Genomic DNA, 19,632 nt, shown 5'->3' with positions numbered 1-19,632 from the left:
GGGGTGGCTGGTCATGACGGATTCCCGGGCCTGCTATTGGCCATTTTCCAGGGGACCGAGGGAATCCCGGGTCCGCCGAACGGCCGCACGCAGAGCTTCGGGGTCCGGCCCGTGCCTGAGGACGTCGCGGGACGACGCGGGCAGCACACCCGGCAGTCCCGGCCCGAAAAGGGCCCGCAAATCGGCCGGAGTGGCCCCCTGGGCCCCGAAACCGGGCGCCAGGACGGGACCGTTCAGCTTGCCCAGATCGAGCTCTCCCGGCGCGATGGTGGCGCCGACGACGACACCGATGTCACCCAAGGGCCCGACACCCGCGTTGTACGCGGCCGCGGTGTCGACGATGTCCTGCGCGACGGTTTTTCCGTTGGGCAGCAAGGCGTTCTGCAATCCCTGCGCCTCCGGGTTCGAGGTGCGCGCGAGGACGAAGAGCCCCTTGCCCTGTGCCTGCGCGACATCGATCGCGGGGGCGAGCGAGCCGAATCCGAGGTACGGCGACACCGTGATGGCGTCCGCCTCGAGTTCCGCGCCGCCGGGCAGGAACGCCGCCGTGTACGCCGCCATCGTCGAGCCGATGTCGCCGCGTTTGACGTCCAGCAGGACGAGCGCGCCCGCCTCCCGGCACACCTTGATCGTCTTGGCCAGAACGGCGACCCCAGGCGGCCCGTAGGCCTCGAAAAAGGCCGACTGGGGTTTGATCACCGCGACCTCGGGCGCGAGCGTCTCAGCGGCCGTGAGCGCGAATTTCTCCAGTCCGCCCGCGTCCGCCGGGAGCCCCCACGCCTGGAGCAGCCCGGGATGGGGGTCGATCCCGGCGCAGAGCGGCCCCTTCTCCGCGACCGCCAGCGCCAGCCTCGCCCCGAACCGTTCGCTCATGCCTTGGCCTTCAGCGCCGCCTGCAGGCTCTGCAGCGACCGCACACCGATGTCGCCCTTGATGACGGCCTCTATCCCGTGCACGGCCGCCGCCGCGCCCTGCACCGTGGTGATGCAGGGGATGTCCCGCGACACCGCGGCGGTGCGGATCTCGTAGCCGTCGATGCGGGGACCGCTGTTGCCGTACGGGGTGTTGATCACCATCTGCACTTCGCCGCTGAGGATGACGTCCACGACGTTTTGTTCGCCTTCAGCCGAACCTTCGTAGTGCTTGCGCACGACGGTGCAGGCGATCCCGTTGCGCCGCAACACTTCCGCGGTGCCGGACGTGGCGAGGATCTCGAAGCCGAGGTCCGCCAGCCGCTTCACCGGGAACACCAGCGAACGCTTGTCGCGGTTGGCGACGGAGACGAATACCTTGCCCGACGTCGGCAGCGAACCGTAGGCACCGGCCTGCGACTTGGCGAACGCCTTGCCGAAGGAGACGTCCACGCCCATGACCTCGCCGGTGGACTTCATCTCCGGGCCGAGCAGCGAGTCGACGCCGTGGCCCTCGGGCGTGCGGAACCGGTGGAACGGCAGGACCGCCTCCTTGACCGCGACCGGCGAATCGGCGGGCATGTGGCCGCCGTCACCCTCGGCCGGGAGGACGCCGGACTCGCGCAGATCCTTGATCGACGAGCCGGTCATGATCAGCGCCGCGGCCTTCGCCAGCGGCACCGCGGTCGCCTTCGACACGAACGGCACCGTCCGCGACGCGCGCGGGTTGGCCTCCAGGACGTACAGGACGTCGTCCTTGAGCGCGTACTGGACGTTCAGGAGCCCGCGGACGCCGACGCCGCGCGCGATGGCCTCGGTCGAGCGGCGCACCGTCTCGATGTCGGTCCGGCCCAGCGTGATCGGCGGCAGCGCGCACGAGGAGTCGCCGGAGTGGATCCCGGCCTCCTCGATGTGCTCCATGACGCCGCCGAGGAAGAGCTCGTCGCCGTCGAACAGCGCGTCGACGTCGATCTCGATGGCGTCGTCGAGGAACCGGTCCACCAGCACCGGGTGCTCGGGGGTGACCTCGGTGGCGCGGTGGATGTAGCCGGCGAGGGATTCCTCGTCGTAGACGATCTCCATGCCGCGCCCGCCGAGCACGTAGGACGGCCGCACGAGGACCGGGTAGCCGATCTGGTCGGCGATCCGCTTCGCGCCCTCGAACGAGGTCGCCGTGCCGTACTTCGGCGCGGGCAGCCCGGCGTCGGTGAGGACCTCGCCGAACGCGCCGCGGTCCTCGGCGAGGTGGATCGCGTCCGGGGAGGTGCCGATCACCGGGACACCGGCGTCGGCGAGGCGCTTCGCGAGCGAGAGCGGGGTCTGGCCGCCCAGCTGCACGATGACCCCGGCGACGGTGCCCGACTCCTGCTCGGCGTTGACCACTTCGAGGACGTCCTCGAACGACAGCGGCTCGAAGTACAGCCGGTCCGAGGTGTCGTAGTCGGTGGAGACGGTCTCGGGGTTGCAGTTGACCATGACGGCCTCGAAACCGGCCTCGCGCAGGGCGATCGCGGCGTGCACGCACGAGTAGTCGAACTCGATGCCCTGCCCGATGCGGTTCGGCCCGGAGCCGAGGATCAGCACCTTCGGCTTGTCGGTCTGCGCGGTGATCTCCGACTGCGCCGCGGGGTCGGTCTCGTAAGCCGAGTAGTGGTACGGCGTCTTGGCCGCGAACTCGGCCGCGCAGGTGTCGACGGTCTTGTACACCGGCCGCACCCCGAGACGGCGGCGCAGCGCGCGGACGCCGTCCTCCCCCGCCAGTTCCGGCCGCAGCGAGGCGATCTGGCGGTCGGAGAGGCCGATCCGCTTGGCGCGCCGCAGCAGCGGCTCGTCGAGCACCTGGGCGTCGCGGACCTCGGCGCCGACCTCGCCGATGAGGGCGATCTGGTCGATGAACCAGGGGTCGATCCCGGACGCCTCGTGCACCTGCTGGACGGTGGCGCCGAACCGCAGCGCCCGCTCGACCTCGTAGAGGCGCCCGTCGTGCGGCGTGCGCAGGGACTCCAGTACGGAGTCCAGCGTCGCGCCTTCGGGGTCGGGGCGGGTCCAGAAGCCGGTGGCCTTGGTGTCGATGGACCGCAGCGCCTTGCCGAGCGCCTCGGGGAAGCTGCGGCCGAACGACATCGCCTCGCCGACGCTCTTCATCGTCGTGGTCAGCGTCGGGTCCGCGCCGGGGAACTTCTCGAAGGCGAACCGCGGCACCTTCACCACGACGTAGTCCAGCGTCGGCTCGAAGGCCGCCGGGGTCTCGCCGGTGATGTCGTTGCGGATCTCGTCGAGGGTGTAGCCGATGGCGAGCTTCGCGGCGATCTTGGCGATCGGGAAACCGGTCGCCTTCGACGCCAGCGCGCTCGACCGCGACACGCGGGGGTTCATCTCGATGACGACCATGCGGCCGTCCTCGGGGTTGATCGCGAACTGGATGTTGCAGCCACCGGTGTCGACGCCGACCTCGCGCAGCACGGCGATGCCGACGTCGCGCATGTGCTGGTACTCGCGGTCGGTCAGGGTCATCGCGGGCGCGACGGTGACCGAGTCGCCGGTGTGCACGCCCATCGCGTCGATGTTCTCGATCGAGCAGACGACCACCACGTTGTCGTGCCGGTCGCGCATGAGCTCGAGTTCGAACTCCTTCCAGCCGAGGACGCTCTCCTCGATGAGCACCTCGGTGACCGGCGACTCGGTGAGGCCGGTGGAGGCGAGGCGCTCCAGTTCCTCGTCGGTGTGCGCCATGCCCGAGCCGAGCCCGCCCATGGTGAACGACGGCCGGATGACCACCGGGAGGCCGACCTCGGCGACGGTCGCGCGGACCTCGTCCATGTCGTGGCAGACCCGCGACCGCGGCACCTCGGCGCCGATCGTGCGGACGATGTCCTTGAACTTCTGCCGGTCCTCGCCGCGCTGGATGGCGTCGACGTCGGCGCCGATCAGCTCGACGCCGTACTTCTCCAGGACACCGCGCTCGTGCAGGGCGACGGCGCAGTTCAGCGCCGTCTGCCCGCCGAGCGTCGCCAGGATCGCGTCGGGGCGTTCCTCGGCGATGACCTTCTCGACGAATTCCGGGGTGACCGGCTCGATGTAGGTGGAGTCGGCGAACTCGGGGTCGGTCATGATGGTCGCCGGGTTCGAGTTCACCAGCGAGACGCGCAGTCCCTCTTCGCGGAGTACGCGGCAGGCCTGGGTGCCGGAGTAGTCGAACTCCGCCGCCTGGCCGATCACGATCGGCCCGGAGCCGATCACCAGCACGTGCTGGATGTCTGTCCTCTTCGGCATTACTTGGCCTTCTCCATCAAGCTCACGAACTCATCGAACAGGGGGGCCGCGTCGTGCGGGCCGGCGGCGGCCTCGGGGTGGTACTGCACCGAGAACGCGGGGACGTCGAACGCGCGGACACCTTCGACGGTGTCGTCGTTCGGGCAGTAGTGCGAGATCTGCGCGGCGCCGAACGGCGTCTCGAACCGCTGGCCCGGCTCGCCTTCGAGGGCGAAACCGTGGTTCTGCGCGGTGATCGCGACCCGTTTGGTGGCCACGTCGATCACCGGGATGTTGATCCCGCGGTGGCCGTAGCGCATCTTGTAGGTGCCCAGTCCCAGCGCGCGGCCGAGGATCTGGTTGCCGAAGCAGATGCCGAACAGCGGGATCTCCCGCTGCAGCACCGATTTCGTCAGCTCCGTGGCATGCGCGGTGGTCGCCGGGTCGCCGGGACCGTTGGACAGGAACACCCCGTCCGGCTCCACGGCGAGCAGTTCGTCCACAGTGGATGACGAGGGCAGCACGTGCACCTCGATGCCGCGGGCGGCCATCAGGCGCGGGGTGTTGGACTTGATGCCCAGGTCCAGCGCGGCCACGCGGAACTTCCGCTCACCCTGCGCCTCGACGACGTACGCCTGCTTCGTGGTGACTTCGCCGGCGAGGTCGGCGCCCTTCATCTGCGGGCTCGCCTGTACCTGCGCGAGCATCTCCTCGTCGGTGCCGAGCGCGTCACCCGAGAAGACACCGGACCGCATGGCGCCCTGCTCGCGCAGGTGCCGGGTCAGCGTGCGGGTGTCCACTTCGGAGATCCCGACGACGCCCTGGCGCTCCAGTTCCTCGTCCAGCGTGCGCTTGGAACGCCAGTTGGAGGGGGTACGCGCCGGGTCGCGGACGACGTAGCCCGAGACCCAGATGCGCGAGGACTCGTCGTCTTCGTCGTTCCAGCCGGTGTTGCCGATCTGCGGCGCGGTCTGGACCACGATCTGCCGGTGGTAGGAGGGGTCGGTCAGCGTCTCCTGGTAGCCGGTCATGCCGGTGCAGAACACCGCCTCGCCCAGGCTCCGGCCGCGGGCGCCGTACGCGGAGCCACGGAAGACCCTGCCGTCTTCGAGGACCAGCGCGGCGGGGGTCCTGGTGCTGTTCGCGGTGCTCATCAGGCACCTCCCTTGATGTCGTTGCGAGTGTCTTGCAAAGCTTCGATCCACTGTGGATAGTCGTCGACGTCGTCGCCGCGGAATCCGGTGTCCAGTTCGACGTCCCCGGCCAGCCAGGTGATGACGAGCAGCGCGTCGATGCCCATCACCTTCCCGGCCATCCCCTTGTCCTTGCGGACGCCGGTGACGGACGCGCGCGGGATCCAGAAGTCCGGGGCGCCGCCGCGTTCGATGGCGATGCCGTCGTCGTGCAGGCGCCACACCGCGCCGGTGCGCAGGCCGGCGCCGCGGGTGACGACGCGGTCCTGCCAGTGCCCGGCGGTCGTCGTGCTGACGTAGAGGCCGGTCGATTCGAGCAGTGCTTCGCCGGGCTCCGCGGGGATCTGCGGGAACGGCGGCACCTGCACGCTCTGCGCCCGGGACTTGCGCCGCCAGCCGCGCCACATCAGGAACACGCAGAAGAGGAAGAAGGCGAAGACCGCCAGGGTCAGCAGGATCCGGTCACTCATTGCGCGATCTTCCCTTCCCGCGCGGTGATCCGCCCGCGCAGCAACGTCGCCGTCACCACGCCGGGGAGCCGCATTCCTTCGTACGGGGTGTTGGCCGCGATGCTCGCGAACTCGGCCCCTCGCACGGTCCATTCGGTGTCCGGGTCCACCAGCGTCAGGTTGGCGGGTTCGCCGACCTCGATCGGGCGGCCGTGGTCGGACAGGTTGCCGATCTCGGCGGGCCGCTCGCTCATCACCCGTGCGACGCCCCGCCAGTCCAGCAGGCCGGTGCGGACCATGGTCTCGACCACGATCGACAGCGCGGTCTGCAGACCGAGCATGCCCGGCCGGGCCGAGCTCCACTCGCAGTCCTTGTCCTGGACCGCGTGCGGCGCGTGGTCCGTGGCGACGCAGTCGATGACGCCCTCGGCGAGCGCGGAGCGCAGCTTTCCGGCGTCGGACTCGGTGCGCAGCGGCGGGTTGACCTTGTTGACCGGGTCGTAGGTCGCGAGCCGCTCGTCGGTCAGCAGCAGGTGGTGCGGGGTGACCTCGGCCGAGACCTTGGTGCCGCGGTCCTTGGCCCATTTGAGGATGTCCGCGGTGCCCGACGTCGAAACGTGGCACACGTGCAGCCGCGCGTTCGCGTGCTCGGCGAGCAGGCAGTCGCGGGCGACGATCGACTCCTCCGCCGAAGCGGGCCAGCCGGTGTAACCGAGGCGGGCGGCCTGCTCGCCTTCGTGCGCCTGGGCGCCGACGGTCAGCCTCGGCTCCTCGGCGTGCTGGGCGATGACCACACCGAGCGCCGTCGAGTACTCCAGCGCGCGGCGCATGAGCAGCGGGTCCGCGACGCAGAGGCCGTCGTCGGAGAAGACCTTCACCCGGGCATCGGACTTCGCCATGGTGCCCAGCTCGGCGAGCTTCTCGCCCTTGAGGCCCACGGTGACCGCACCGACCGGGTGCACGTCGACCAGCCCGGCCTCCTGGCCGCGGCGCCACACGTGGTCGACGATCACCGCGTTGTCGGCCACCGGGTCGGTGTTGGCCATGGCGAACACCGCGGTGTAGCCGCCGAGCGCCGCCGCGGCCGAACCGGTGGCGATGGTCTCGGTGTCCTCGCGGCCGGGTTCGCGCAGGTGGGTGTGCAGGTCGACGAAACCGGGGAGCAGCACCTGGCCGCCCGCCTCGATGACTTCGGCGTCGTCCGGGGTGTCGAGGGATCCGATGTCGGTGATGACCCCGTCCTCGACGAGTACGTCGACCGGATCGCCCTCGCCGTAGGGGCGGGCGCCCTTGATCAGGACGGTGGTCACGCGGCTACTCCTTTGCCGGTCTGCGCACGTTCGTGCGCCTGTGCGCTCTCGGGGCGATTCGCGAACCGCGAAGTCCTCGACTTCATGCGTCGCCCCCTTCGCTGGCGAGCAGGTGGTAGAGGACCGCCATGCGCACGTGGACGCCGTTGCGGACCTGTTCGGTGATGGCCGAGGCCGGGGAGTCGGCGACCGCCGAGGCGATCTCCATCCCGCGCAGCATCGGGCCGGGGTGCAGGACGACGGCGTGCTCGGGCAGGAGCTTCATCCGCCGTTCGTTGAGGCCGTAAGCGATCGAGTACTCGCGCGCGGAGGGGAAGAAGCCCCCGTGCATGCGTTCAGCCTGGACCCGCAGCATCATGACCGCGTCGAGCGCGGGCAGTTCGGCGTCGAGTTCGTGCGACACCGTCACCGGCAGACTCTCCACGCCGGCGGGCAGCAGCGTCGGCGGCGCGACGAGCACCACCTCCGCGCCCAGCGAGGACAGCAGGTGGATGTTCGACCGCGCGACCCGGCTGTGCAGGACGTCGCCGACGATCCCGATGCGGCGGCCCTCGAACGAGCCGAGGCGCTCCCGCAGCGTGGCCGCGTCGAGCAACGCCTGCGTCGGATGCTCATGGGTGCCGTCCCCGGCGTTGACCACCGCCGTCCCCGCTTCGGCGAGCCAGCCCGAAAGCCGCTGCGCCGCACCGGAGGCGGGGTGCCGGATGATCACGCAGTCGGCGCCGGCCGCGGCCAACGTCAGCGCGGTGTCGCGCAGCGATTCGCCCTTGTTGACCGAGGAACTGGACGCGGAGACGTTGATCACGTCGGCGCTCATCCACTTCCCCGCGATCTCGAACGAGACGCGGGTGCGGGTCGAGTTCTCGTAGAACAGCGTGATGACGGTGCGGCCGCGCAACGTCGGCAGTTTGCGGACCTCGCGGCCCAGCAAGGTGTGCTTGAGCTCTTCGGCGGTGTCCAGCACGGCTGTCGCGAGCGCCGGGTCGAGCCCGTCGGTGGCGAGCAGGTGCTTCACGATCGATCTCCTTCTGGTTGCGCGCGAAGCAGAACCGAGTCCCGTCCGTCCACTTCGGACAGCAGGACCTCGATCCCCTCGGCGCGCGAGGTGGGCACGTTCTTGCCCACGTAGTCGGCGCGGATCGGCAGTTCGCGGTGGCCGCGGTCGACCAGCACGGCCAGCTGGACCGCGCGCGGGCGGCCGTGGTCGCGCAGGGCGTCGAGGGCGGCGCGGATGGTGCGGCCGGAGAACAGCACGTCGTCGACCAGGATCACCACCGCGTCGTCGATACCGGTCGGCGGCAGCTGCGAATGTTCGAGCGCGCGGGGCGGGCGGCGGCGGAGATCATCACGGTAGAGCGTGATGTCCAGCGCGCCGGTCGGCGGACGGACGCCGGAGAACTCGGCGATCTTGTCCGCGAGCCGCAGGGCGAGCGGGGTTCCCCTGGTGGGGATGCCCAGCAACACGGGCGGAGTCGAGCCACCGGCACCGAGAGCGGTCTTCTCGATGACCTGGTGGGCCATTCGGGCGATCGTGCGCGCGACATCGCCGGACGAGAGCAGCTCGCGCTCTCCCGCCGGTTCCGCCGCGCCACGCGGGCGTGACGACAAGGCGGACCTCCTTCCCCGCCTCTCTGGACGGGTCCTTAAAGGACGTCGACTTCCTGCGTAGCGAGGAAATCGCCCCGACACTAGCAGGAGCGATCGCTCATTCTTGCGAGTGGCGCGCCCCAGGTGACGAAGGCCTCTCGAAAGCACCCGCTTGACCTGGTGACAACTATGCGTAACCATTACTCTGAGTATTCGACTCTAGGAGTCCCCTGGACCGGTCACCCCGACCGGTTGGGGGTGAGGAAACGGAGAACCACCAGATGGGCGATTACGCCAAGGCGCTCGGGGCCAAGCTCCGCGGGATCCGCCAGCAGCAGGGTCTGTCCCTGCACGGGGTCGAGCAGAAGTCCGGAGGCCGCTGGAAGGCCGTCGTCGTCGGTTCGTACGAGCGCGGGGACCGCGCCGTCACCGTGCAGAAGCTCGCCGAGCTCGCCGATTTCTACGGCGTCCCGGTGGTCGAGCTGCTGCCGGAGGGCCGGGTGCCGTCGGGCGCGGAACCCGCTACGAAGATCGTCATCAACCTGGAGCGTCTCCAGCAGCTCCCGGCGGAGAAGGTCGGTCCACTCGCCCGCTACGCGGCCACCATCCAGAGCCAGCGCGGCGACTACAACGGCAAGGTGCTCTCGATCCGCACCGAGGACCTCCGTTCGCTGGCGATCATCTACGACATGACCCCCGGCGAGCTCACCGAGCAGCTGATCGACTGGGGTGTGCTGCCGCCCGAGGCTCGACCGTCCAAAGAGGACTAGAGATGGCGACGTTTTCGGTCCGGGGGGACCGGAAACGCCAACCGGCACCACCGAGCACGAGAACGGGCCGTGCCCTCGGCAGAGGACACGGCCCGTTGTCGTACGTCTTCTAGAGGACCGCGCGCAGCCGGTCGGCGATCGTACCGATCCGGCCGAGCACGCCGTTCACGAAGCGCGGCGAGTCGTCGGTCGACAGCTCCTTCGCCAGCCCGACGGCCTCGTCGATGGCGACCGGGTCCGGCACGTCCTCGGCCCACAGCAGTTCGTACACGCCGACGCGGAGCACCGCCAGGTCCACCGGCGGCATCCGGTCCAGCGTCCAGCCCTGAGCGTGCTCGGAGAGCAGCTCGTCGATCTGGGTCTTGCGGCCCGTGACGCCCTCGACCAGCGAGATCGTGTAGTCCGCGATCGGGTCGACCTCGACCGAACCGACCCGGTCCGCCAGCAGCGTCACCGCGTCGGCACCGCGCTGGGCGGCTTCGTACATCATCTCGACCGCCCGCTTGCGGGCCTGGCGACGGCTGATCGGCCCACCGCGGTTCGGCGACTTGCCGGACTTGTCTGAACCGGCCATCAGCTGGAGACGCGGCCCAGGTAGCGGCCGTCACGGGTGTCGACCTTGATCTTCTCGCCGGTGGTGAGGAACAGCGGCACCTGGATCTCGGCGCCGGTCTCCAGGGTGGCGGGCTTGGTGCCACCGGTGGAACGGTCGCCCTGCAGGCCGGGGTCGGTGTGCTGGACGATCAGCTCGACCGAGGTCGGCAGCTCGATGTACAGCGGGACGCCCTCGTGCACCGCGACCTGGACCTCGAAGTTCTCGAGGAGGTAGTTCGCGTTGTCGCCGACGGTCTCGGCCAGGACGGTGATCTGGTCGTAGGTCTCCGCGTCCATGAACACGAAGTCCGCGCCGTCCTTGTACAGGTACGTCATGTTGCGGCGGTCGACGGTGGCCGTGTCGACCTTCGTCCCCGCGTTGAAGGTCTTGTCGACGACCTTGCCGGTCAGCACGTGCTTGAGCGTCGTGCGGACGAACGCGCCGCCCTTGCCCGGCTTGACGTGCTGGAACGCGGTGACGGTCCAGAGCTGGCCGTCGAGGTTGAGGACGAGCCCGTTCTTCAGGTCGTTGGTGGTGGCCACGAGTGTGCAGTCTCCTGTGTCGATCTTCCGGGCCGCCGTCAGACGACCACGAGTTCCTTGGTGCTCAGCGTGAGGAGTTCGGGCGTACCTTCCCGCACGACCAGCGTGTCCTCGATGCGCACGCCTCCGCGTCCGGGCAGATACACACCAGGCTCGACGGTGACGGCCATACCGGCGGACAGTGTACCGACGCCGGTCGCGGCGAGGCTGGGCGCCTCGTGCACCTGCAGCCCGACGCCGTGGCCGAGCCCGTGGCCGAACTCCTCGCCGCGCCCCGCGCCCACGATCACGCCACGGGCCGCCTTGTCCACTTCGGACACTTCGGCGCCGGGGAGGACGGCGTCACAGCCCGCCGCCTGCGCGCGCTGGACCAGCTCGTAGATCTCCTCCTGCCAGGCCGCGGGCTTGCCGAGGACGAACGTGCGGGTCATGTCGGAGTGGTAGCCGTCGACCGTGGCGCCGAAATCGATCTTGACGAAGTCGCCGGTCGCCAGCACGGCCGAGGTGGGCCGGTGATGCGGGATCGCGGAGTTGGCGCCCGCCGCGACGATCGTGTCGAAGGAAGGCCCGGTCGACCCGTGGCCGAGCATGCGATTCTCGAGGTCACGGGCGACGTCCAGCTCGGTCCGGCCCGGCCGGAGCCCGCCGGCGGACACCAGGTCCTCCAGCGCCCGGTCGGCCGCCGCGCACGCCTGGCGCAGCGCCTCGATCTCCTGCTCGTCCTTGACCAGCCGCAGCCGCTCGACGAGCCCGGGCGTCCGCACCAGCTCGACGCGGTCGAAGCGGACCTTGAGGTCCTCGTGCTGCTCGACACTGACGTGCTGGCTCTCGAACCCTGTCTTGCCGAAGTGTTTTCCGGCCGCCAGATCGGCGAGCTTCGCCGCGCTCGCGCGGTCGAGCACCCGCTCGAGGTCGGGCACCTCCGTCGCCGACTGGACCGTGTAGCGGCCGTCGGTGCAGAAGATCGTCTTGTCGTCGCCGCTCCCGTGGACGAGGAGAGCGGCGTTGGACCCGGTGAAGCCGGTCAGGTACCTGATGTTGAGCAGGTCCGTGACCAGCAGCGCGTCCACCCCGGAGTCGGCCAGCAGGGAACGCAGCGCCGCGCGGCGGCGAGAGAAGTATTCACGCACGTGATGGAGTTTAGGGGGTTCGCTGCCGGTGGCACGCGTTTCGCCGACCACTTGCGCCGGGTGTGGTGTCCGGTGGGCCGTGAAGGCCTCCTTCCCTACCCTCAAAGTAGGGAAGGAGGCCTTCACGGACCTTTCGCCCGCTATCAAGGGCCGCGCGGGCGTGACCATCGCTACTGGCGAGTTAAACTCCCCCAATGGCACCGTGGCTGACTCGTGGACTCGTGATGGCGCTGCTGCACGGCGCGGCCGTCACCGTGCTGGCCAAGTACGAGGTCTTCAACCCCACCGACAAGACCCTCGTCACCGCCCTCACTCTCGCCGTCCTGGTCGGCGCGGCCGCGGGCTGGGGCGCGGTGGACGCCTGGCAGGGCAAACCCGAACGCGGCAAGAACTGGTTCATCGCGGCGCTGATCGCCGGTCCGGTCTCGGGCGTGCTGTACGTGATCGGCCGCGCGGTATTCGTCGATCAGACCGGCGCTTCGGAGCTCGGCGGCGCGCTCACCGGCGGCGCCGCCTTCTCGGCCCTGCTGGTGCTCATCCCGGCCGGGCTCGGCCTGTTCGTCGGCGGCCGCATCACCAAGGCCGATCAGCCCGCGAGCGAGAAACCCGCCGGGAAGCCGTCCCAGGCCTGATCGGCGATCTTCTCGACGGCCGAGTCGTTCAGCGCCGCCGCCCCGCCGTCCGGCAGCGCGAAGAGCTTGCCGTCGAGCACCACGCCGAACCCCCGGCCTGGCGCGTGCACCACCCTCGCCCCGGCGCTCAACCGTGCCGCCCGCGGGAGGTTGTCGACGGCCTTGAGCCGCTCGTTCAGCACCTCGCCCGCGAGCGCCGCCGCCACCGAGCGCCGGTCGACCCGGACCAGGGTGCCGTCGGCCACCAGGTCGATGGTCCGCTGCGGCGACGGCATCGCGACGCCTTCGAACGAGGTCCGGATCCGGGCCTCGTCCTCGCACGCCCGCGAACCGCGGACGTCCAGGCCGAAGTGCTTGAGGTCGGTCGGCGCCCCCGCGCCGCCGATGACGGTGGCGCGGACGACGTCGAACGGGACCCGATCGCAGACGTCGCCCGAGGAGAGCGGCGCGTGCCCGTCGGGCCGCCGGACCAGCCCTGGGCCTTCCTTCCACACGCCGGGGATGATCGCCTGCCGGTACGGCTGCGCGGAGAAGTCTCTGGTCCAGAACGTGAGGCTGGTGCCCTTTTCGGTCTCGTGCGCGATCACGAAGGCGTCGAGCGAACCGACCCACATCAGGTCGGTGCTGAACCCGTCGACCAGCGAACGGGTGCGCGGCGAGGTCGTGCTGGGCTTGGCGAGGAAGCCCTGCTCCCCCAGCGTTTCCACGTTCCGGGTGAACGCCGCGTCCTTGGCGCGGAGCAGGAACTGCCCGGCGCCGTTCCATCCGGCGCCCTTCGCTGTGGTGTCGGTGAAGAGCACGTAGAACCAACCGTCGAGGTACACCGCCGAGGGCTGGCCCGCGCCGTAAACGTTGTCGCGGTGCACGTCGTGCGACGGCCCGATGATCGGCTTCCCGCCGGCCGCCCGCGTCCACGTGAGCCCGTCCGGGCTGGTCGCGAGGCCGATCGAGTTGCCGAGCGCGTGGTCGCCCGCCGCGCCGGTGTAGTACATGTAGTAGGTCGAGCCGACCTTGATCACCGACGGATCGCAGGTGTGCATGCCGTCGAAACCGCCGGGCGCGCCCGAGAACACCGCCGCTGGGCCACCACCGGACGGGCCGGTGAACGGACCGTCGAGCGAGGGCGACTGCGCGTAGAGGACGTCGTCGCCGGGCGGCTGGGCGCTGCCGTACTGGCTGCACCACCACATCTTGAGTTTGCCGCCGTCCCGCATCACGGTCGGGCTGTAGTTGTAGACCGCGTCCTGATCGCCCGCGGCCACCACGCCGCCGCTGGCTCGCGGATCGCTCGTCACGAGCTCGACGTTCATCCGGCGCGGCTTTTCCTTGGGCGCCTGCTGGGCTCCGCCGATCCCGCCGCCCTTGCCGTCGGCCTGGGACTGCACCGTGCCGTCGCTGCACGCCACGAGGACCGCGCCGGCCGCGAAGAGGGCCACCACGGCACGGGCGGGTCGCCGACCCCCACGAAAAAGGCGCATGATGGCCGAGTGTAGCGAGGCTTAGCCCTGTCGAGTGACGTCAGTACCCGGGAGAGCGACCAATTCCACTTCGAAGCCATCGGCGTTTTCGAGGTAGGCGGCGTAGTGGTGATCACCGCCCGCATACGGATACTTGTCCGCGAACATCGGCGACCAGCCGTGTTCGAGGGCCTTCGCGGCCAGTTCGTTCACCCGTTCGCGGGACTCGACGTGCAGGGCGAGATGGTTCAGGCCCGGGGCGGTGCGCTCGTGCTTTTCGCCGCTGAGCGCGGGAGAGCGCTCGACGACGAGATAGGTCGCGCCGTGTTTCCAGCTGACCCCGGCGGGCCAGCGCTGGAACTCGCGCCAGCCGAGTTCGCCGAGCAGCCAGCCCCAGCTCTCCTCCGCGCGGCCGAGATCGGGCACCCACAGCTCGATGTGGTGCGCGCGGCCGTGGTCCGAAGGCAGCGCGACGAAGACCCGGTGCGGCCCGCTGCCGTAGTGGTCTCCACCGCCGACGTCGAGGAAACCCAAGCGCCGCACCAGGTTCTGACTGGCCACATTGGACTCGCCGACCAGCGCCCACACCGACGACAGGCCGAGTCCGACGAGTCCGTGCTCCAGCAGGGCCTTCGCGGCCTCGGTCGCGAGGCCTTGCCCGCCGTGCGCACGGGCCAGGTAGTAGCCGATCTCCGGCACGTCGCCGGGCAGTTCCTGCGACGGCCGCAGATGCGCGAGGCCGATCACCTCGTCGTCGCGTTCGATCGCCCAGTGCCCCATCCCCGCCGGGCCGTCGTAGGACAACCTGCGGCCGACCATTTCGCGGACACGGTCCGGCTCGGTGAGAGGCACCGCGAAATGCGAGCTCATCGCCGGGTCGGCGAAGAGCTTGACGATCGCGTCGGTGTCCGCCTCCGTCAGCGCGCGTAACCGCAGCCTCGCGGTTTCGAGCGTGGGAGGGTTGTTCATGCCGCGTTCGCGGCCATCCAGCGCAGGGCCAGCGGGTACCCGTCGACCCCGAGCCCGGCGATCACGGCGGTGACGATATCCGACAGCACGCTGTGGTGCCGGAACTGCTCACGTTTGTGCACGTTGGAGATGTGCAGCTCGATCAGCGGCGCCGTGAGCTGGGCGGCGGCGTCGCGGACCGCGATCGAGTAGTGCGTCCACGCGGCGGCGTTGAGCACCACCGGCCACCCCGCGTCGGCGGCCTCGTGCAGCCAGCCGACCATCTCGCCCTCGTGGTCGGTCTGCCGGACCTCGACGTCGATCCCCAGCTCCTTGCCGGTTTCGACACAGATGGAGACCAGATCCGCGTGCGTGGCCGAACCGTAGATACCGGGTTCGCGCAGGCCGAGCCTGCCGAGGTTGGGGCCGTTGAGGACGAGCACCTTCACAGCAGCACACTCCCGCCGGGCTTGGGGGCTTCACCGGCCACCACCGAGTACGCGGCGGCGAGCAGCGACGGGTCCGGGCCTTCCAGCCTGCCGGGTTTGGCGAGCCCGTCGAGGACGACGAAACGCAGCACACCCGAACGGGTCTTCTTGTCACCTTTCATCGTCTCCAGCAGCTGCGGGAGCGCGTCCGGGTCGTAGGTGGTCGGCAGGCCCAGCAGCTTGAGCACGGACGAGTGCCGCTCGGCGGTGGCGTCGTCGAGACGGCCGGCCAGGCGCGCGAGTTCGGCGGCGAACACCAGGCCGACGCTGACCGCCGCGCCGTGGCGCCACCGGTACCGCTCGCGGCGCTCGATGGCGTGGGCGAGCGTGTGGCCATAGTTGAGGATCTCGCGCAGATCCGACTCGCGCAGATCGGCGGCGACGACGTCGGCCTTGACCTGGATCGAGCGGTGGACCAGCTCGCCGAGGACTTCGCCGGTGGTGTCCAGCGCCACGGCGGGATCCTGCTCGACGAGTTCGACGATCCGCGGGTCGGCGATGAACCCGGCCTTGACCACCTCGGCCATTCCGGCGACGAGTTCGTTGGGGGGCAACGTTTCCAGCGTCGCGAGGTCGACGAGGACCGCGCTCGGCTCGTGGAAGACGCCGACCAGGTTCTTGCCCGCCTCGGTGTTGATGCCCGTCTTCCCGCCGAGGGAGGCGTCGACCATGCCCAGCAGCGTGGTGGGCACGTTGACCAGGCGGACGCCGCGCATCCAGGTGGCGGCGACGAACCCGGCGAGGTCGGTCACGGCGCCGCCACCGAGCCCGACGACCACGCCCTGGCGGTCGAGGCCGATGCGGCCGAGGACCTCCCAGCAGAAGCTGGCGACGGTGAGCGCCTTGCCGTCCTCGGCGTCGGGGATCTCGACCCGGTGCGCGTCGATCCCGGCCTCGGCCAGCTCGTCGCGGATGGCCTCGGCGGTGGTCGTCAGCGTCGGCGGGTGGATCAGCGCGACCTTGGAGGCGTCGGCGAGCTGCTCGGTGAGCTCGCCCAGCAGGCCTCGGCCGATGACGACGTCGTAGGGCTTGGCGGTGTTGACGGTGATGCGGACCGGCTCGGTCATCGTTCCCCTTCACTTCGGCGGAAGCCGCTTGGCCCTCGCGACCTCGCAGGTGATCTTGCCCTTGACCGGGGTGTCCCCCGGGATCTCTTCGGTCACCGTCTGGCCGGGCGTCATCCGGTTCTTCGCGAACAACGCCTCCCCGGAGGCCTTGCCGTCGGCGTCCTTGATCGCGATGGTGACGGCGTACCGCGCGTCTTCCGCGGTGCTGTTGGTGACCTCGATGGTGATCTTCGGGGTGTAGCCGCCGCTGTCGCATTTGGTGACCTTGACGTCGGCCGCGACATCCGCCTCCGGCGCGGCGCTGGTGGCCGCACTCGTCTGGATCACGTCCGCGCCGGGAGGTTGCCTTTCCTCACCACACGCGGTCAGGGTCAGGGCCACGACGGCGAGCAGGACGCCTGCGGTCGTGCGTTTCATGCTCGGTCCTTGCTGATCTCGTTCAGCCCGATGAGGGCGGCCTCGACGACCTCGTCGGCGGTCAGGTGGTCGGTCTCGATCTCGAACGTGGCGACCTCGCGGTACGCCGGCAGGCGCGCGTCGAGGAGCGCCTTGTAGGTGGCGCGGGGGTTCACCCCGGCCAGAAGCGGGCGCGCGGTCGAGAGCCCGGCGCGCTGGACGCCCGCGGCCATCCCGACGTTGAGGAAGACCACGGTGTGCCCGGCGAGGCGTTCGCGGGTGCCCGGCGTGATCGGCGCTCCCCCGCCCAGCGAGAGGACGCCTTCGTGCTCGGCCAGCGCCTTCGCGACCATCTCCTCCTCCAGCGCGCGGAAGGCGGGCTCGCCCTCCTCGGCGAAGATGTCGGTGATGGGCTTGCCCGCGCTCGCGACGATGTCGTCGTCGCTGTCGCGGAAGGCGAGACCGAGCCGGGCGGCGAGCGCCGGGCCGACCGTGCTCTTGCCCGAGCCCGGCGGCCCGATGATCACCGCGCGAGGAGTCACCAGCGCTCCTCGAGCGCCTTCAGGTAGGCCTCGGCGTTGCGCTTGCCCTCGGCCAGCGAGTCGCCGCCGAACTTCTCCAGTGCGGCGTCCGCGAGCACCAGCGCGACCACCGACTCCAGCACGACCCCGGCCCGGGGCACCGCGCAGACGTCGGAACGCTGGTGGATGGCCACCGCGGGTTCGCCGGTGGTGACATCCACAGTGGACAGTGCTTTGGGGACGGTCGAGATCGGCTTCATGGCGACGCGCACGCGCAGCGGCTCGCCGTTGGTGATGCCGCCTTCGAGGCCGCCCGCGCGGTTGGACCGGCGGGTCACCCCGACCGGGCCGGTGCCGCGGTCGATCTCGTCGTGAGCCTGGCTGCCCCACCGCTTGGCCGTGGTGAAGCCGTCGCCGACCTCCACGCCCTTCATCGCCTGGACGCCCATGAGCGCGCCGGCGAGGCGGGCGTCGAGCCTGCGGTCCCAGTGGACGTGCGAGCCGAGGCCCGGCGGCAGGCCGTAGGCGAGCACCTCGATCACGCCGCCGACGGTGTCACCCGCCTTCCGCACGGCGTCGACCTCGGCGACCATCGCGTCGGTCCCCTCCTGGCCGAAGGCACGGACCGGGCTCTCGTCGATGGCGGGCAGGTCCGACGGGACCGGCAGCGGCCCCTCGGGGGCCGACGCACCGCCGATGGACACGACGTGGCTGAGGATCTCGACCCCGAGCAGCTGCTTGAGGTACGCACGGGCCACCGTGCCGAGCGCCGTGCGGGACGCCGTCTCACGGGCGCTCGCGCGCTCCAGCACCGGACGGGCCTCGGGGAAGCCGTACTTCTGCATCCCCGGCAGATCCGCGTGGCCGGGCCGGGGACGGGTCAGCGGCTCGTTGCGCGCGAGGCCTTCCAGCTCCTCGGCGGGCACGGGATCGGCCGACATGACCTTCTCCCATTTGGGCCACTCGGCGTTCTCGATCTGGACCGCGACGGGGCCGCCCTGGGTGAGCCCGTGCCGGACGCCGCCGGTGAACTCGATGTGGTCGGTCTCGAAGCCCATCCGGGGGCTACGGCCGAAGCCGAGCCTCCGGCGCGCGAGCTGCTCGCCCACTTCGGCGGTGGTGACCTCGACCCCGGCGGGCATCCCTTCCAGGATGGCGGCGAGGGCGGGTCCGTGCGATTCCCCTGCGGTTATCCAGCGCAACACCTGACAGATCCTGTCACAACCTCCTCTCTGTCCCGGTACAGGCCGGGCTATCCCGGACCGGGTCCGGCGAAGACGGCGAGCGCCCACGCCGCGACCAGGAGACCGGGCCCGTGCGGCACCGTGGGATGCCGGGGGCCGCCCACCGCGAGCGCCACGCTCAGTAACGCGGCGGCGACGGCGCCGAGCACGATCGACGGCCAGCCCGTCGCGGCCAGGACCGCGCCCAGGCTGCCCGCGAGCTTCACGTCTCCGGCGCCGAGCGAGCGCGGCGACAACGCGTGGACGAGCGCGTGCGCCCCGCCGAAGACCAGCGCGCCGAGCACGGCCCGCCACGCGATGGCGGCCCCTCCCCCGTGCGCGGCGATCGCGAGGGCGGCGGCCAGTGCCGGGTACGCGGGCAGGGTCAAAACGTCGGGCAGGCGGCGGTACTTCAGGTCGGCGAGCGCCAGCGGGACGGCGAAGACGGTCAGCACGGCCGGGACGGCGAGCCACCACGACGGCCAGGCACCGGCGTCGTACCGCAGCCAGACCACGACGAGCGCCGCCGCGGCGATGGCGGCCGCCCACGCCGTGACCGGCGCTCCCGCCCGGCGCAGGCAGGAGCGCGTGGCGAGCGCCGATCCGGCGCCCGCCACCGCGATGGCGATCGGCGTGAACACAAGATCAAGAGTGCGCCCGTCGCGCTCGGTGAGACAAGAATTTCTTTTCGTGACAGGAACTCTCACGCACTTTCGACAGGCCGGACGCGGGTGCTGAAGTCGTGAACGGGCCGTTCAGGGACGTGGGCGCGTCGCGGCGGGCGTGGGCTGAAGGGGCCCTTCACCGCGTCGCATGCGGTGAAGGGAGCTTTCGCCGCATGACGCGTGGTGAAAGCGTCCTTCGGCCCCGGTCGGCGGCAGCGTGCGGTATGGCCGCTCACCTGAGTGCGATTCGGATTCTGCTGCAAGGGCGCGGACGGGGGCCCGCAGAGCCCTGAGTGTCCTCACGAGACGCTTTCCGCCGACCGAATGCCCGATTTATGTACCTGTGACCGGTTCCAATGGGGGTCGTGGGTGGCAAAGAGGGTTCTAACCCTCTTTGCCACCCCCAACCCCCCCCCCGATCCCCTCAAACGCCCCCAAACGGGAAATGTCACCCCAAGAAGAGTCCCTTTTTGGAAGGCGGGGAAGGGTTCTGGGT

20 protein-coding genes are annotated in these 19,632 nt (G+C 70.4%); 2 read left to right on the top strand and 18 right to left on the bottom strand.

Annotated features, from left to right (window positions below):
* Positions 1-33 precede the first annotated feature (33 nt).
* From pyrF to pyrR, 7 genes are all read right to left on the bottom strand, one after another.
* On the bottom strand, positions 34-873 hold the full coding sequence (pyrF, locus tag AC0685_RS23470; RefSeq protein ID WP_478227500.1) for an orotidine-5'-phosphate decarboxylase: 840 nt from the start codon (positions 871-873) through the stop codon (positions 34-36).
* Complete coding sequence (gene carB, locus AC0685_RS23465; protein ID WP_478227499.1) at positions 870-4,184, bottom strand: carbamoyl-phosphate synthase large subunit; 3,315 nt, start codon at positions 4,182-4,184, stop codon at positions 870-872. Before carB ends, pyrF begins: the two co-directional genes overlap by 4 nt.
* Entirely contained in the window at positions 4,184-5,317 is a 1,134-nt protein-coding gene (gene carA, locus AC0685_RS23460) for a glutamine-hydrolyzing carbamoyl-phosphate synthase small subunit (RefSeq protein ID WP_478227498.1), read from the bottom strand. The genes carB and carA overlap by 1 nt, the downstream gene beginning before the upstream one ends.
* Entirely contained in the window at positions 5,317-5,826 is a 510-nt protein-coding gene (locus AC0685_RS23455; RefSeq protein ID WP_478227497.1) for a PH-like domain-containing protein, read from the bottom strand. Before AC0685_RS23455 ends, carA begins: the two co-directional genes overlap by 1 nt.
* Positions 5,823-7,115, bottom strand: a complete 1,293-nt coding sequence (locus AC0685_RS23450; protein WP_478227496.1) for a dihydroorotase — start codon at positions 7,113-7,115, stop codon at positions 5,823-5,825. The genes AC0685_RS23455 and AC0685_RS23450 overlap by 4 nt, the downstream gene beginning before the upstream one ends.
* An 82-nt stretch (positions 7,116-7,197) precedes the next feature.
* Positions 7,198-8,130 (bottom strand): aspartate carbamoyltransferase catalytic subunit, encoded by a 933-nt coding sequence (locus tag AC0685_RS23445; RefSeq protein WP_478227495.1) that lies wholly within the window; start codon positions 8,128-8,130, stop codon positions 7,198-7,200.
* Positions 8,127-8,723 (bottom strand): bifunctional pyr operon transcriptional regulator/uracil phosphoribosyltransferase PyrR, encoded by a 597-nt coding sequence (pyrR, locus tag AC0685_RS23440; RefSeq protein WP_478227494.1) that lies wholly within the window; start codon positions 8,721-8,723, stop codon positions 8,127-8,129. Before pyrR ends, AC0685_RS23445 begins: the two co-directional genes overlap by 4 nt.
* A 260-nt stretch (positions 8,724-8,983) precedes the next feature.
* Between pyrR and bldD the strand changes: the two genes are divergently transcribed.
* Positions 8,984-9,472 carry a transcriptional regulator BldD gene (gene bldD, locus AC0685_RS23435; protein ID WP_003096372.1) on the top strand — a complete coding sequence of 163 codons (489 nt, stop codon included), beginning with the start codon at positions 8,984-8,986 and terminating at the stop codon, positions 9,470-9,472.
* Positions 9,473-9,581: 109 nt separating this feature from the next.
* Here bldD and nusB read toward each other — a convergent pair whose 3' ends face one another.
* Genes nusB through AC0685_RS23420 form a run of 3 tightly spaced genes read right to left on the bottom strand, consistent with a single transcriptional unit; the run spans position 9,582 to position 11,739 of the window.
* Positions 9,582-10,046, bottom strand: coding sequence for a transcription antitermination factor NusB (gene nusB, locus AC0685_RS23430; RefSeq protein WP_005152382.1), 465 nt, complete (start codon positions 10,044-10,046; stop codon positions 9,582-9,584).
* A complete protein-coding gene (efp, locus tag AC0685_RS23425; protein ID WP_005152384.1) occupies positions 10,046-10,609 on the bottom strand; it encodes an elongation factor P in 564 nt (187 codons plus the stop codon). The genes nusB and efp overlap by 1 nt, the downstream gene beginning before the upstream one ends.
* A gap of 38 nt (positions 10,610-10,647) precedes the next feature.
* Entirely contained in the window at positions 10,648-11,739 is a 1,092-nt protein-coding gene (locus AC0685_RS23420) for a M24 family metallopeptidase (protein ID WP_478227493.1), read from the bottom strand.
* A 194-nt stretch (positions 11,740-11,933) separates the two neighbouring features.
* Here AC0685_RS23420 and AC0685_RS23415 point away from each other — a divergent pair, with 194 nt between their 5' ends.
* Positions 11,934-12,371: a B-4DMT family transporter gene (locus AC0685_RS23415; RefSeq protein ID WP_192745269.1), complete on the top strand. Its 438-nt coding sequence runs from the start codon at positions 11,934-11,936 to the stop codon at positions 12,369-12,371.
* Here the strand turns inward: AC0685_RS23415 and AC0685_RS23410 are convergent.
* Genes AC0685_RS23410 through AC0685_RS23375 form a run of 8 tightly spaced genes read right to left on the bottom strand, consistent with a single transcriptional unit; the run spans position 12,326 to position 19,112 of the window.
* Entirely contained in the window at positions 12,326-13,810 is a 1,485-nt protein-coding gene (locus tag AC0685_RS23410) for a glycoside hydrolase family protein (protein WP_478227608.1), read from the bottom strand. The genes AC0685_RS23415 and AC0685_RS23410 overlap by 46 nt on opposite strands.
* Before the next feature lie 60 nt (positions 13,811-13,870).
* Positions 13,871-14,797 carry a GNAT family N-acetyltransferase gene (locus AC0685_RS23405; protein ID WP_478227492.1) on the bottom strand — a complete coding sequence of 309 codons (927 nt, stop codon included), beginning with the start codon at positions 14,795-14,797 and terminating at the stop codon, positions 13,871-13,873.
* Positions 14,794-15,225 carry a type II 3-dehydroquinate dehydratase gene (gene aroQ, locus AC0685_RS23400; protein WP_478227491.1) on the bottom strand — a complete coding sequence of 144 codons (432 nt, stop codon included), beginning with the start codon at positions 15,223-15,225 and terminating at the stop codon, positions 14,794-14,796. The genes AC0685_RS23405 and aroQ overlap by 4 nt, the downstream gene beginning before the upstream one ends.
* On the bottom strand, positions 15,222-16,331 hold the full coding sequence (aroB, locus tag AC0685_RS23395) for a 3-dehydroquinate synthase (protein ID WP_478227490.1): 1,110 nt from the start codon (positions 16,329-16,331) through the stop codon (positions 15,222-15,224). The genes aroQ and aroB overlap by 4 nt, the downstream gene beginning before the upstream one ends.
* Positions 16,332-16,340: 9 nt before the next feature.
* Positions 16,341-16,748 carry a hypothetical protein gene (locus tag AC0685_RS23390; RefSeq protein ID WP_478227489.1) on the bottom strand — a complete coding sequence of 136 codons (408 nt, stop codon included), beginning with the start codon at positions 16,746-16,748 and terminating at the stop codon, positions 16,341-16,343.
* Complete coding sequence (locus AC0685_RS23385; protein ID WP_478227488.1) at positions 16,745-17,269, bottom strand: shikimate kinase; 525 nt, start codon at positions 17,267-17,269, stop codon at positions 16,745-16,747. The genes AC0685_RS23390 and AC0685_RS23385 overlap by 4 nt, the downstream gene beginning before the upstream one ends.
* Complete coding sequence (gene aroC / locus AC0685_RS23380; RefSeq protein ID WP_478227487.1) at positions 17,266-18,453, bottom strand: chorismate synthase; 1,188 nt, start codon at positions 18,451-18,453, stop codon at positions 17,266-17,268. Before aroC ends, AC0685_RS23385 begins: the two co-directional genes overlap by 4 nt.
* Before the next feature lie 47 nt (positions 18,454-18,500).
* Entirely contained in the window at positions 18,501-19,112 is a 612-nt protein-coding gene (locus AC0685_RS23375) for a prepilin peptidase (protein ID WP_478227486.1), read from the bottom strand.
* Between the last annotated feature and the right edge of the window lie 520 nt (positions 19,113-19,632).

Source organism: Amycolatopsis sp. NPDC043889, from assembly GCF_056435645.1.
This window is presented reverse-complemented; position numbering and strand designations above follow the sequence as displayed.

Excerpts from the sequence above, each read along its gene's own strand:
- pyrF (WP_478227500.1), bottom strand. The coding sequence starts at position 873 with ATGAGCGAACGGTTCGGGGCGAGGCTGGCGCTGGCGGTCGCGGAGAAG.
- carB (WP_478227499.1), bottom strand. The coding sequence starts at position 4,184 with ATGCCGAAGAGGACAGACATCCAGCACGTGCTGGTGATCGGCTCCGGG.
- carA (WP_478227498.1), bottom strand. The coding sequence starts at position 5,317 with ATGAGCACCGCGAACAGCACCAGGACCCCCGCCGCGCTGGTCCTCGAA.
- AC0685_RS23455 (WP_478227497.1), bottom strand. The coding sequence starts at position 5,826 with ATGAGTGACCGGATCCTGCTGACCCTGGCGGTCTTCGCCTTCTTCCTC.
- bldD (WP_003096372.1), top strand. The coding sequence starts at position 8,984 with ATGGGCGATTACGCCAAGGCGCTCGGGGCCAAGCTCCGCGGGATCCGC.
- nusB (WP_005152382.1), bottom strand. The coding sequence starts at position 10,046 with ATGGCCGGTTCAGACAAGTCCGGCAAGTCGCCGAACCGCGGTGGGCCG.
- AC0685_RS23415 (WP_192745269.1), top strand. The coding sequence starts at position 11,934 with ATGGCACCGTGGCTGACTCGTGGACTCGTGATGGCGCTGCTGCACGGC.
- AC0685_RS23405 (WP_478227492.1), bottom strand. The coding sequence starts at position 14,797 with ATGAACAACCCTCCCACGCTCGAAACCGCGAGGCTGCGGTTACGCGCG.
- aroB (WP_478227490.1), bottom strand. The coding sequence starts at position 16,331 with ATGACCGAGCCGGTCCGCATCACCGTCAACACCGCCAAGCCCTACGAC.
- AC0685_RS23390 (WP_478227489.1), bottom strand. The coding sequence starts at position 16,748 with ATGAAACGCACGACCGCAGGCGTCCTGCTCGCCGTCGTGGCCCTGACC.